Here is a 12,867-nt window from a genome sequence, read left to right as displayed (position 1 = left end):
AAAGCTCTATCGATCAAACGGTTTTACAGAATGTGCGTCTGCACGTCCGGGTCTTTACGGTCGAGATAGTGAATGGACTGAATGCGTCGGATGGTGCGCGATTTACCGCGGATCAGCAGCGTTTCGGTGGTTGCCATGTTGCCCTTGCGGGTGATGCCGTCCAGCAGATCGCCTTTGGTGATGCCGGTTGCAGAGAAGACGACGTTATCGCTGCGCGCCATGTCGTTCAGCGCCAGTACTTTATTGGCTTCGATGCCCATCGCTGCGCAGCGCGCCAGCTCGTCCTCACCGATACGACGGTTTTCGTCGCTGTCGCCTTTCACCTCATGGCGCGGCAGAAGGCGCGCCTGCATATCGCCGTCCAGCGCGCGGATCACCGCCGCAGAGACCACGCCTTCCGGCGCGCCGCCGATGCCGTAAAGCACGTCGACTTCGCTGTCCGGCATGCAGGTCAGAATAGAGGCGGCAACGTCGCCATCCGGAATGGCAAACACGCGCACGCCGAGTGCCTGCAGATAAGAGATGGTGGCGTCGTGGCGCGGTTTCGCCAGAATAGTCACGGTGAGTTCGTTGAGCGGTTTAGCCAGCGCCGCCGCGATATTGCGCAGGTTGGCGTCCAGCGGCAGGCTGAGATCGATTGCACCTTTCGCTCCAGGGCCGACAATCAGCTTTTCCATGTACATGTCCGGCGCGTTGAGGAAGCAGCCTTTATCGCCCACGGCCAGCACCGCCAGGGCGTTGGCCTGGCCCATCGCCGTCATGCGCGTGCCTTCGATCGGGTCCACCGCGATATCCACCGCATCGCCTTTGCCGGTCCCGACCTTTTCACCAATGTAGAGCATCGGCGCTTCGTCGATTTCGCCTTCACCGATGACGATAGTGCCGTCGATGTTGACCTGGTTAAGCACAATGCGCATGGCGTGGACGGCCGCGCCGTCTGCGGTATTTTTGTCGCCACGACCCAGCCATTTATAGCCTGCAAGGGCGGCTGCTTCGGTGACGCGGGAAAACTCGATAGCAAGTTCACGTTTCATGAGGGACTCGTACAATCAAAAGGAATTGCACGAAGTTTATCACAGAGTGGGGAGGGGGGAGGGGACCGGTGCGGTTGGAACCCCTCACCCTAACCCTCTCCCCAGGGGAGAGGGAATATAGGCTTACTCTTCGTGCTCTTCCCACGCAAGGGCACGTTTCACCGCTTTCTTCCAGCCGCTGTAGCGGTAGTTGCGCTCGGTGGTTTCGATGCCAGGGCGGAATTCGCGTTCGATGACCGCTTTCTCCTGCAGCTCGTCCAGGTTCTGCCAGAAGCCTACCGCGAGACCCGCAAGATACGCCGCGCCCAGTGCCGTCACTTCACGTACTTCAGGGCGCTCAACGCGGGTGCCCAGAATGTCGGACTGGAACTGCATCAGGAAGTTGTTGGCCACCGCGCCACCGTCCACGCGCAGGGCGTGCAGACGAATGCCGGAGTCTGCCTGCATCGCTTCCAGCACGTCACGCGTCTGGTAGGCGATGGATTCCAGGGTCGCACGAATGATGTGGTTTGAGTTCACACCGCGCGTCAGGCCGAAAATTGCGCCGCGGGCATACGGGTCCCAGTACGGTGCGCCCAGACCGGTGAACGCTGGCACCACGTACACGCCGTTGGTGTCTTTCACTTTGGTCGCGAAGTACTCGGAGTCAAACGCATCGCTGATCAGCTTCATCTCGTCGCGCAGCCACTGAATAGATGCGCCCGCCATAAACACCGCACCTTCCAGGGCATAGTTGACCTCGCCGCGCGGGCCGCAGGCGATGGTGGTCAGCAGGCCGTTTTCTGATTTCACCGCTTTCTCGCCGGTGTTCATCAGCATAAAGCAGCCGGTGCCGTAGGTGTTCTTCGCCATCCCTTCCTTGACGCACAGCTGGCCGAACAGCGCCGCCTGCTGGTCACCGGCGATACCGGCGATAGGAATACGGGTGCCGCCTTTACCGCCGATGTTGGTCTGGCCGTAGACTTCAGACGACTTACGCACTTCCGGCAGCATCGCGCGCGGAATATCCAGCGCGTCCAGCATCTTGTCATCCCACTCCAGGGTGTTGATGTTGAACAGCATGGTGCGCGAGGCGTTAGTGTAGTCAGTAACGTGGACACGTCCCTGAGTCATCTTCCAGATAAGCCAGGTATCGACGGTACCGAACAGCAGCTCGCCGCGTTTTGCACGCTCGCGTGAACCTTCCACGTGGTCGAGGATCCACTTCACTTTGGTGCCGGAGAAGTACGGGTCAACCACCAGACCGGTGGCGCTACGCACGTACTCTTCCATCCCGTCACGTTTAAGCTGTTCGCAGATCTCTGACGTACGGCGGCACTGCCAGACGATGGCGTTGTAAATCGGCTTACCGGTTTCGCGTTCCCACACCACGGTGGTTTCACGCTGGTTGGTGATACCAATCGCGGCGATTTCGTCGGAACTGATGTCGGCTTTCGCCAGCACTTCTACCAGCGTGGAGCTTTGTGACGCCCAGATCTCCATCGGGTCGTGTTCTACCCAGCCTGGACGAGGATAGATTTGCTCAAATTCGCGCTGTGACACGCTGACGATATTCGCGTCATGATCCATTACGACAGCGCGGGAGCTGGTAGTGCCCTGGTCGAGCGCAACGATATATTTTTTTTCGGTCATGGTATGTGTCCCGTAGTCAGATTACAGCGAAGCTTTTTGTTGTGCGGTAGAAGTCGTTTCCTTCTCCTCTTCCACACAGGTGTCGCACGGTAAGTGGCGACCAATTAATTTGCGATAGCCAAATGCACCCAGTGCCGCCCCTACGACTGGTCCGAACAGCGGTACCAGGAAGTAAGGAATATCTTTGCCGCCGGTGAAAGCCACGTCGCCCCATCCTGCAAAGAAGGCGAAGGTTTTTGGACCCAGGTCACGCGCCGGGTTCATCGCAAACCCTGTTAACGGCCCCATGGACGCACCGATGACGGCGATCAGCAGGCCAATCAGCAATGGCGCCAGCGGGCCACGCGGAATGCCGTTACCATCATCGCCCAAAGCCATAATGACGCCCATCAGAATAGCGGTAATCACCATTTCAACTGCGAACGCCTGCACAAAATTGATATGCGGGTTAGGGTAGGTTGAGAAGATGCCTGCCAGATCCAGACTTTCGACGCTGCCGCGCACCATATGATGCGTCTGTTCGAAGTCGATGAAAAGATTGTAATAAAGCCCGTAAACTAACGCCGCTGCGCAAAACGCGCCGGCAAATTGAGAAATAATGAAGGGAACAACTTTGCGTCCGTCGAAGCACGCGAACAGCCACAGTGCGATAGTCACCGCCGGGTTAAGATGTGCGCCAGAGACCCCTGCAGTCAGGTAGATGGCCATCGCCACGCCCAGACCCCAGATGATACTGATTTCCCACTGACCAAAACTGGCACCCGCCACTTTCAGTGCAGCGACACAGCCCACTCCGAAGAATATCAACAACCCGGTACCAAGGAACTCGGCAATGCACTGGCCTTTTAAGGTTGATGTCTGACTCATAATCGGAATCCTGAAGAAATTGATGTTTATTGTTAGCGTGGCCGCCCGTGACAGCCACGATGCCCTGTAGACATAGTGTTAATTTATCGTTAACGAGCAAAAACGAGAAATATCGAAATTAAAATGTGTGGTCTGTGTCAATAAAATGAGCGTTTTCGCGCCATAAAGCGCGTTTTTGCATCAGTCGCGCACGGTGAGCTGAATCATTTTTTTAACGAATGGGTTAACAACTTAGAGGTATATGCCGCGAACGCACCAGGACGAGGCCGAAAAGTGTTGCAAACCGCGATCTGCGTGGCATGCCGCTGGACAGGGGCGACTGCGCTCCATACAATCGGAACATATGTTGTGCGCGTTTACGTTAAAGCGTCGCCTTGCAATTCAGGAGAGGTAGGATCATGTCTTTAGAAGTGTTTGAGAAACTGGAAGCGAAAGTACAGCAGGCGATTGACACCATCACGCTGCTGCAGATGGAAATTGAAGAGCTGAAAGAGAAGAACAACAGCCTGGCGCAGGAAGTTCAGAACGCTCAGCACGGCCGCGAAGAACTGGAGCGCGAAAACAACCAGCTGCGTGAACAGCAGAACGGCTGGCAGGATCGCCTGCAGGCGCTGCTGGGACGTATGGAAGAAGTCTGATTCCCACTGGGATGAACTGAACAGGCCGGGTAAGGCGACGCCGCCACCCGGCTTTTTTTATGGTTCTCGCTGACTGACATCCAACCATAAAAAAGGCCGCCCAAGGCGGCCTTAACGCTACTTGTCCTGCGCTGTCGTGGTAAACGCAACAAACCCGATCGGTTCATCACTTTTTACAACGAGTACGCTGGCGACAATGAACGCGATACATAAATAGCGTTTCATTATGCGGTCCCTGCGGCTAACCGCTCCACCGTTCACCACCGGTGATAAGTCGGTGGACACAAGCCTGGTTAAAGGCTGCTTTACGGTTGTGGTTACACCTTTCCCTGGACCGATGCCCATGTGCGAAATGGCGGAAAGGGACGCTGCATCATAATGAGCAATAGCAGCGTAGTTAAGGTTTTCATAGATAATTAGGAATTTATAAAGGGTCGATGAGGTTACCTGAGGTTTGAACCAGGGTAAGATAAAAATCCTGGTTAAAGGTTGCAAAACTTCCCAACGGACCGCGAATCCCGAGGGACAAAAAAACCGCCACATTGCTGTTGGCGGTTTTTTTATGGTTCACGCTTATGGTTTATTACTCGATATCCAGCGGATCTTCAGAAAGGATAATGCCGGTATTATCGGCGTAGAGATGATCGCCTGAGAAGAAGGTCACGCCGCCGAAGTTAACGCGCACGTCGCTTTCGCCGATGCCGTCACCCGCAGCGCCTACCGGAATGGCCGCGATGGCCTGAATTCCAATATCCAGGTCTTCGAGATCGTCTACCTGACGCACGGAACCGTACACCACAAGGCCTTCCCACTCGTTCTGGACGGCAATGCCAGCCAGTTCAGCATCAATCAGTGCGCGACGCACGGACCCGCCGCCGTCGACCACCAGAACGCGGCCACGGCCGTTCTGTTCGAGCAGATCGTACAGCAACCCGTTGTCCTCGAAACATTTCACCGTGACGATTTGCCCGCCAAACGATGACCGCCCACCAAAGTTGGAGAACAGCGGTTCAACGACGTTGACATCTTCCTGGTAGATGTCACAAAGCTCGGAGGTATCGTATTTCATAGGTTTAACGCTCAGTTGCTGCGAATGTGTTCAGTATATCGTGCGAAATGCGTTGTTGGCAAAATCATCAATTGTTAATTGATATTTGTCAGCTAACTGAGCGTCTGGCTTAACACAATCCCGATGACGAACAACAGGTTAGTCAGCAGCGCGCCTTTTACCGTTCGCTCCAGCATTGGCGGCATGGCTGCCGGGCTGAGTTCACGCATCACAAAGCGGGCCTGCTTAACCAGCAGCGGCGCGGCAAGCACAAACAGCCAGCCCCACAGACTGTGCAGGGAAATCAGGTTAAATAGCGCCAGGCAAACCAGCGCGCCAATAAGCAGGCAGGCATGATAGCGGCGCGCATTCACCGGCCCCAGACGCACCGCCAGCGTGTTCTTGCCGTTCTCACGATCGCTGTCGATATCGCGCAGATTATTGATATTGAGTACCGCCGTCGCCAGCAGGCCGCAGGCGGTCGCCGGGAGGAACAGGGCAGGGATCACCGTATGCGCCTGTAAGTACCAGCTCCCCATTACGCTCAGCCAGCCGAAGAACACCAGCACAGAGATATCCCCAAGGCCAATATAGCCGTAAGGGCGCGTGCCGACGGTGTAGGTGATGGCCGCGATAATGGCGAGCAGACCCAGCACCAGGAAGCCAATGAAGTCGCTGGTGGTTTTCGAGGCGACCGTCACCAGCGCCAGGCCAGATAAGCAAATCAGCACCACGGTGATAATCAGCGCACGCTTCATCTGTGCCTGGGTGATCACCCCTTTTTGCATCCCGCGCAGCGGCCCGATACGGTCAGGCTTGTCGCTGCCTTTTACCGCATCGCCATAATCGTTCGCGAGGTTAGAGAGGATTTGCAGCAGCCCGGCGGTAATGAGTGCCAGACCTGCCACCAGCGGGTCGAAATGCCCTTGCCACCAGGCAAGCGCGGTGCCGACAATAATGGCGGCAAAAGCCAGAGGAAGCGTTTTAGGGCGCAGACTTTCGAGCCACGCCTGAGTACGGCTGATATCAGTCATAGTAATTTAGCCAATAAAAATGGGGGCCTTAGCCCCCATTAACAGTGATGAGAATGCAGTAACCGCGATTATAGGATAAAACGGCTCAGATCTTCATCTGCCACTAACGCATCCAGATGTTTGCTCACATAGTCTGCGTCGATGGTAATGGTTTGACCGTTGAGGTCGCTCGCGTCATATGAGATGTCTTCTACCAGGCGTTCCAGCACGGTGTGCAGACGACGCGCACCGATGTTCTCGGTGGTTTCGTTGACCTGCCATGCGGCCTGGGCGATACGCTTGATACCGTCTTCGGTGAACTCGAGGTTCACGCCTTCGGTCGCCATCAGCGCCTTGTACTGCACGGTAGCAGAGGCGTTTGGCTCCGTCAGGATGCGCTCGAAATCTTCGGTGGTCAGCGCCTGCAGCTCAACGCGGATCGGCAGACGACCCTGCAGTTCGGGGATCAGATCCGACGGGCTGGCTACCTGGAATGCACCGGAAGCGATAAACAGAATGTGGTCCGTTTTCACCATGCCGTGCTTGGTAGAGACGGTGCAGCCTTCAACCAGCGGCAGCAGATCGCGCTGTACGCCTTCGCGGGACACGTCCGGACCGGAGCTGTTGCCGCCGCGCTTACAAATTTTGTCGATTTCGTCGATAAACACGATACCGTGCTGCTCAACCGCGTCGATAGCGTCCTGCTTCAGCTCTTCCGGATTCACCAGCTTCGCCGCTTCTTCTTCAATCAGCAGCTTCATCGCGTCTTTGATTTTCAGCTTACGCGCTTTCTGCTTTTGGCCGCCCAGGTTCTGGAACATGGACTGCAGCTGGCTGGTCATTTCTTCCATGCCCGGAGGCGCCATGATTTCCACGCCCATCGGCGCTGCCGCGAGGTCGATCTCAATCTCTTTGTCGTCCAGCTGGCCTTCACGCAGTTTTTTGCGGAACGCCTGACGCGCGGCTGAAGGTTCAGCCTGCTGTTCAGCCTGGCCCCAGTTGTTTTTCGCCGGTGGGATCAGCACGTCGAGAATACGCTCTTCGGCCATCTCTTCCGCGCGGTAGCGGTTTTTCTCAATCGCCTGGACGCGCACCATCTTAATCGCAGAATCGGTCAGGTCGCGGATGATAGAGTCCACTTCTTTACCCACATAGCCCACTTCGGTGAACTTGGTGGCTTCAACTTTGATGAACGGCGCGTTCGCCAGCTTCGCCAGACGACGGGCGATTTCGGTTTTACCGACGCCGGTCGGGCCGATCATCAGAATGTTTTTCGGGGTGACTTCGTGACGCAGCTCTTCGTCAAGCTGCATACGACGCCAGCGGTTACGCAGCGCGATAGCCACGGAGCGCTTGGCGTTATCCTGGCCGATAATGTGTTTGTTCAGTTCGCTGACAATTTCGCGTGGGGTCATTTCAGACATGGGAGATCCTTACGCTTTGGAGGTCAATTCTTCGATGGTGTGGTTGTGGTTGGTATAGATGCAGATATCACCTGCAATATCCAACGCCTTCACCGCGATATCACGCGCGTTCATGTCGGTATTTTCCAACAGCGCGCGGGCTGCAGCCTGGGCATAAGGGCCGCCAGAGCCGATGGCAATCAGGTCGTTTTCCGGCTGAATCACGTCACCGTTACCGGTGATGATAAGCGAAGCGGTTTCATCCGCGACCGCCAGCAGCGCTTCGAGCTTGCGCAGCATACGGTCGGTACGCCAGTCCTTTGCCAGCTCAACGGCAGCTTTCACCAGATGACCCTGGTGCATTTCCAGCTTGCGTTCAAACAGTTCAAACAGCGTGAAGGCATCCGCCGTGCCGCCTGCAAAACCGGCGATCACTTTGTCGTTGTAGAGACGACGGACTTTCTTCACGTTGCCTTTCATGACGGTATTACCCAGCGTGGCCTGGCCATCACCGGCAATTACCACCTGGCCGTTACGGCGTACACTTACTATTGTTGTCACGAGCAGACCCCCTGGTTACAGATTCGGGAAACAGAAGCCCTGAGCCTGTGCTCAGGGCTGAATTAAATGATAGATGGGGGGGATTTTGGGGGTTTCAACCCCCGGAGGCGAGTCGAATGCAGTTTGTGTGCCCAGCCACTTTCAAACGGGAAATGGTGCCGTCTGCGTTTTCTTTGCCTTTAACCGGGCCGATCACCACGCGGTTCCAGCCGTTATTGGTGGTAATGCGTGAATCAAATCCTTCGAACGCCAGCTGAGCACGTACCGTTTCCGCCTGCTCGGCACCTTTAAACGAACCGCACTGCACCATCCAGCGGCGCTCGTCTTTTTTCTCTGCCGTCTGCTTCGGCGCTTCGGTCTCTTTGGTTACCGGCGCGGCCTGCTGCGTTTTCGGCTGCTGCGCGGTGGTATGCGCTGGCGTCTGGAGCAGATCCTGATACGGCTGCGCCGCTTGCTTTGGCGGCTGCGCTTTTGGCTGTTGAACAGGCTGCGACTGCACCGTACGCGTCTGCTGCTGCGGTTGCTGGTATGGCTGGGCCTTCGGCTGCTGTACCGGCTGAGTTTGCGTCCACTGCTGCTGTTGCTGCTGTTGAATTTGTGCCTGGCGCTGACGCTGCAGCTGCAACGTTTGCTGACGCTGCGCTGGCGTTTGTTCATTCCACGGCACTTCATTCAGCTGCGTCGGCTGCTGGCGCATATCGGCCTGCATCTGTGCCAGCAGCTGGCGCTGCTCGTCCGTCAGCTGATCGGCATTCTTCACTTCGCCACCGGCTGAGGGCTCAGTAGGCGCACGCACGCCGGGCTGACGACTTTCCAGCTCTTTAATATAGCGCCAGCGCTCTTCAGGTTTCGGCGGCAGACCATTTCCCACCACTTTGTTGCCCTGAAGGGCCTCGGACTCTTCTTTTTTATGGTGCGTGATGAAGTACAGGCCGCCAATAAAGGCCACCAGCACGGCCGCAGCAATAGCGACCATTGCTGGCGAGACCGCAGGCAGATTACGCTGCTTGCTTTTTGAACTGCTCTTTTTGCGTCGCGAAGGTGCCGGCTGGCCGCGACGTACATAATCTCGTTGTGCCACTATCGTTTCGCTGTATTTATTCGTTCGTCAGCCCGCCATGTTACTTAAGCGGCGGGGCTTTGACCAGATAAGGGTGTCCGAAAGGCGTTTACTTTAAGTCAATGCCTGGGTAGAGCCGCGAATAATCAGCTCGCAGTCCAGCAAACGCGAGCCGCTGCTAACCGTTTGACCCTGCAACTGATCCAGCAGAAGCAGCATCGCTTCGCGGCCAATCTGATAGCGCGGTTGTGAAACGGTGGAGAGCGGTGGATCGCAAAACTCTGAAAGTGAAATGTTATCGAATCCGATAATCGACAAATCTTTCGGCACGCGTAAGCCACGGCGCTTGGCGTGTGAAAGCGCACCCAGCGCCATCACGTCGCTGTGGCAGAACACCGCCGTTGGCGGTTCCGGCAGCGCCAGCAGTTTCTCCAGCGCCTGTCCACCCGCTTCAAAGGTAAAATCACCGCGCGCAATATAGTGCGGATCGACAATCGCACCGGTACGGCGCAGCGCCTGAACATAGCCCTGCAGGCGGTAGTGGCACAGCGGCATCTCTTCCGGCCCGGCAATGCAGCCAATCCGCTTATGCCCCAGCTCCTGGAGATAGTTTACGGCGTTGAACGCGGCGGTGAGGTTATCAATGTGGACCGTCGGTAGCTCAAGCTCAGGCGCAAATTCGTTGGCCATTACCATCGGCGGTAAATTGCGCTGTTCTTCGATGCTGGCATCAAACGGCAGGCGCGAGCCAAGCAGCAGCATGCCGTCAATCTGCTTGGTGATAATGAGGTCGATAAAGGTTTTTTCCTGCTGGTTCTGGTGAGCGCAGTCGCCAATCAGCACCAGATAGCCCTGCTCCGCCGCCGTCACTTCGATACCGCGAATGATTTCGCTGAAGAAGGGATCGCAGATATCCGGCACTATTACCAGGATGGTCCGCGATTCATTGCGCTTGACGTTCCGCCCCATCGCCTGCGGGAAATACCCCACTTCCAGCGCCGCCTGTTCAACCTTGTTACGGGTCGCCTGGGAGACTTTATCCGGGTTCATTAATGCGCGGGACACGGTTGCCGTTGAGACTTGTGCTTTCTCGGCAACGTCTTTCATGGTCGCCGTGGCAACCTCTTTCCTGGACTTCAACGTCTTCTCCTCGCCTGAACACCGAACTGCGGACATCACCATTTTTACAGATAGTTAATGGAATCGGTTACAGAATTTTCATAAAAAGTGTGAGGCGCGTTAAATTTTTCGATCCGTCTTCAGCCTTCGATGGGATCGACGTCCAGTACCCACTTCACTTTACGCGCTTCCGGCAGGGTATTGATGAGCGCCAGCGTGCCGCTGACGATGTGCTGCAGGCGAATACGCGAGGGGTGCTGAAGTAAAATCTGCCAGCGGAAACGTCCACCGCGTTTTGGCGCCAGCGCCGGCACCGGGCCCAGGATCCACAGCTGGTTATCCACCAGCGGGCTGGCCTGCAGGAGATTCCTCAGCTGTTGCAGGAAAAGCGGCGCCTGCTGGTTGTTATGATCCTCCGCGCGGATGATGACGTGGCTGGTCCACGGCGGCAGCTGCATGGTCTGGCGTTCGGCCAGCGCCTGCTCGGCAAAGGCGTCATAACCTTTGTGCAGCAGAGTCTGTAGCAGCGGGTGCTCAGGGTGATGCGTTTGCAGTACCACCTCGCCCTGTTTCCCCGCGCGACCGGCACGCCCTGCCACCTGAGTATAAAGCTGGGCGAAGCGCTCGGCGGAGCGGAAATCTGCCGAGAACAGCGCGCCGTCGACGTCCAGCAGGGCGACCAGCGTCACGTCCGGGAAGTGGTGCCCTTTCGCCAGCATCTGGGTGCCAATCAGGATGCGCGCGCCGCCGCGATGCACTTCCGCCAGCTGCTGCTCCAGCGCCCCCTTGCGGCTGGTGGTGTCCCGGTCGATTCGGGAAATAGGCACGTCCGGGAAGAAAGGGCCAAGCGCCTGTTCCAGCTGTTCCGTTCCCAGCCCCACCGGCACGATATGCGTGGAACCACATGACGGGCACTGGCGAGGCACGGGACGCTGGCTGTCGCAGTGGTGGCAGCGCAAATGTCGCTGGGCCTGATGGAAGGTGTAGTAGTGGTCGCAGCGCGGGCACTCGGCAATCCAGCCGCAGTCGTGGCACAGCAGGGCGGGGGCAAATCCGCGACGGTTGAGGAACAGAATGACCTGGTTCCCTGCCTGCAAATGCTGGCGCATGCGGGAAATCAAGGCGGGCGCTAAGCCTGCCTGCACCTGCTGGCCTTTGAGATCCAGTACGTGCTGAATGGCCGGGCGGGCATTCCCCGCGCGGCGCGTCAGGCGCAGCATGTGGTATTTACGCTGGCGCACGTTGTGCAGCGTTTCGAGCGCAGGCGTGGCGGATCCGAGAATAATAGGGATTTGCTCGCTGTGCGCACGGTAGACCGCCAGATCGCGGGCGTGATAGCGCCAGCCTTCCTGCTGTTTATAGGAGCTGTCGTGCTCTTCGTCGATGACGATGACACCGAGGTTTTTAAACGGCGTAAACAGCGACGAGCGGGTGCCGATCACAATCGCCGCTTCGCCGTTTTTCGCTTTCAGCCAGGCGCTGAGGCGTTCGCTGTCGTTCAGCCCGGAGTGCAGCACCTCAACGGGCGCGTTAAAGCGCTCGCGGAAGCGGGCGATGGTTTGCTGCGTCAGGCCGATTTCCGGCACCATCACCAGCGCCTGTTTGCCCTGCGCGAGCACGTTTTCCAGCACGCTCAGATAGACTTCGGTCTTGCCGGAGCCCGTCACGCCCGCCAGCAGCCAGGCGGAAAAGTGGTCCGAGGCGCTATGAATGGCGCCAACCGCGGTGGCCTGCTCGGTATTCAGGCGCAGGCGATCGCCCGAGACGGAGAAGCCGTCGCGCCAGTCGTGAAGGGCGGGCGCTTCGCTGGCCAGCTCGCTCAACCCTTTCTTTCTTAATGCCTGTAGCGCCGTTTCGCTGACCTCAAGCTCGTCGACCTGGTGCCGCCAGATTTTTCCCTGACGCAGCGCCGCCAGCGCCTGCTGCTGTTTCTGCGAACGCTTCAGGCTGTTGATGTCTACGGCCTGCCCCTGTTCGGTGGCAAACCAGTACCACATCGGGGCGTGGCTGGCGCTTTTGCCCTGGCGCAGCAGGATCGGCAGGGCGTGGAACAGAACGTCGCCAATCGGGTGATGATAATAATCTGCCGCCCACAGCAGCAGTCGCCAGGTGCTGGTGGAGTAAACAGGCTCGCTGTCCAGCACCTCAACCACCGATTTCAGTTCATGGAGGGGTAATTCGCTTTTATCGCTGACGGAGACGACGATCCCCACGCGCTGCTGTTTGCCAAACGGCACGGTCACGCGACAGCCCGCTTTGGCGCTCATGCTGTCGGGCAGCAGGTAGTCAAAGGTGCGGGGAAGCGGAACGGGCAGGGCAACGTGAGCGACGGGCATCGAATCTTCCTGACTTGAAAAGTGGCGCGTTAGTATACACATTAGTAAAAGCGGCGTGCGGATCAGTTTGCATACGTTGGTTAAATTCTGTATGATTCGCCGCCTTTGGTGTACTTTACGCCAAAGAACTTACATTCAACATCGCGTGGTGTCTGG

At 57.3% G+C, this 12,867-nt stretch carries 11 protein-coding genes; 1 reads left to right on the top strand and 10 read right to left on the bottom strand.

Annotated features, from left to right (window positions below; all coding sequences use genetic code 11):
* Window positions 1–23: 23 nt before the first annotated feature.
* From glpX to IM284_RS14825, 3 genes are all read right to left on the bottom strand, one after another.
* The gene (glpX, locus tag IM284_RS14835) at window positions 24–1,034 is read right to left on the bottom strand and encodes a class II fructose-bisphosphatase (protein WP_028014845.1); all 1,011 of its coding nucleotides are present in this window, start codon (window positions 1,032–1,034) and stop codon (window positions 24–26) included.
* Window positions 1,035–1,157: 123 nt separating this feature from the next.
* On the bottom strand, window positions 1,158–2,666 hold the full coding sequence (gene glpK / locus IM284_RS14830) for a glycerol kinase GlpK (protein ID WP_028014844.1): 1,509 nt from the start codon (window positions 2,664–2,666) through the stop codon (window positions 1,158–1,160).
* Window positions 2,667–2,687: 21 nt separating this feature from the next.
* Entirely contained in the window at window positions 2,688–3,533 is an 846-nt protein-coding gene (locus IM284_RS14825) for an MIP/aquaporin family protein (protein WP_028014843.1), read from the bottom strand.
* A 398-nt stretch (window positions 3,534–3,931) separates the two neighbouring features.
* On the opposite strand from IM284_RS14825, the gene zapB reads away from it, so the two are divergent.
* Entirely contained in the window at window positions 3,932–4,171 is a 240-nt protein-coding gene (gene zapB, locus IM284_RS14820; protein ID WP_028014842.1) for a septal ring assembly protein ZapB, read from the top strand.
* A 583-nt stretch (window positions 4,172–4,754) separates the two neighbouring features.
* Here the strand turns inward: zapB and rraA are convergent.
* The 7 genes from rraA to priA all read right to left on the bottom strand — a co-directional run bounded on the left by rraA (window position 4,755) and on the right by priA (window position 12,711).
* Window positions 4,755–5,240: a ribonuclease E activity regulator RraA gene (gene rraA / locus IM284_RS14815; protein ID WP_023309687.1), complete on the bottom strand. Its 486-nt coding sequence runs from the start codon at window positions 5,238–5,240 to the stop codon at window positions 4,755–4,757.
* A gap of 92 nt (window positions 5,241–5,332) precedes the next feature.
* Window positions 5,333–6,259, bottom strand: coding sequence for a 1,4-dihydroxy-2-naphthoate polyprenyltransferase (gene menA, locus IM284_RS14810; protein WP_100171285.1), 927 nt, complete (start codon window positions 6,257–6,259; stop codon window positions 5,333–5,335).
* Between the two features lie 62 nt (window positions 6,260–6,321).
* The gene (hslU, locus tag IM284_RS14805; protein ID WP_028014840.1) at window positions 6,322–7,656 is read right to left on the bottom strand and encodes an HslU--HslV peptidase ATPase subunit; all 1,335 of its coding nucleotides are present in this window, start codon (window positions 7,654–7,656) and stop codon (window positions 6,322–6,324) included.
* A gap of 9 nt (window positions 7,657–7,665) precedes the next feature.
* Window positions 7,666–8,196 (bottom strand): ATP-dependent protease subunit HslV, encoded by a 531-nt coding sequence (hslV, locus tag IM284_RS14800; RefSeq protein ID WP_014072345.1) that lies wholly within the window; start codon window positions 8,194–8,196, stop codon window positions 7,666–7,668.
* Window positions 8,197–8,290: 94 nt separating this feature from the next.
* Complete coding sequence (gene ftsN, locus IM284_RS14795; protein ID WP_028014839.1) at window positions 8,291–9,277, bottom strand: cell division protein FtsN; 987 nt, start codon at window positions 9,275–9,277, stop codon at window positions 8,291–8,293.
* A 93-nt stretch (window positions 9,278–9,370) separates the two neighbouring features.
* Window positions 9,371–10,396, bottom strand: a complete 1,026-nt coding sequence (gene cytR / locus IM284_RS14790) for a DNA-binding transcriptional regulator CytR (RefSeq protein WP_041911797.1) — start codon at window positions 10,394–10,396, stop codon at window positions 9,371–9,373.
* Window positions 10,397–10,515: 119 nt separating this feature from the next.
* Window positions 10,516–12,711: a primosomal protein N' gene (gene priA / locus IM284_RS14785; protein ID WP_047366799.1), complete on the bottom strand. Its 2,196-nt coding sequence runs from the start codon at window positions 12,709–12,711 to the stop codon at window positions 10,516–10,518.
* Window positions 12,712–12,867: the final 156 nt, after the last annotated feature.

The sequence above is a fragment of the Enterobacter cloacae complex sp. P12RS genome, from assembly GCF_014895875.1.
Classification (GTDB): Bacteria; Pseudomonadota; Gammaproteobacteria; order Enterobacterales; family Enterobacteriaceae; genus Enterobacter; species Enterobacter bugandensis.
This window is presented reverse-complemented; position numbering and strand designations above follow the sequence as displayed.

Coding starts and splice junctions, on each gene's coding strand:
- priA (WP_047366799.1), bottom strand. CDS start 12,711: ATGCCCGTCGCTCACGTTGCCCTGCCCGTTCCGCTTCCCCGCACCTTT.
- zapB (WP_028014842.1), top strand. CDS start 3,932: ATGTCTTTAGAAGTGTTTGAGAAACTGGAAGCGAAAGTACAGCAGGCG.
- rraA (WP_023309687.1), bottom strand. CDS start 5,240: ATGAAATACGATACCTCCGAGCTTTGTGACATCTACCAGGAAGATGTC.
- IM284_RS14825 (WP_028014843.1), bottom strand. CDS start 3,533: ATGAGTCAGACATCAACCTTAAAAGGCCAGTGCATTGCCGAGTTCCTT.
- glpK (WP_028014844.1), bottom strand. CDS start 2,666: ATGACCGAAAAAAAATATATCGTTGCGCTCGACCAGGGCACTACCAGC.
- hslU (WP_028014840.1), bottom strand. CDS start 7,656: ATGTCTGAAATGACCCCACGCGAAATTGTCAGCGAACTGAACAAACAC.
- glpX (WP_028014845.1), bottom strand. CDS start 1,034: ATGAAACGTGAACTTGCTATCGAGTTTTCCCGCGTCACCGAAGCAGCC.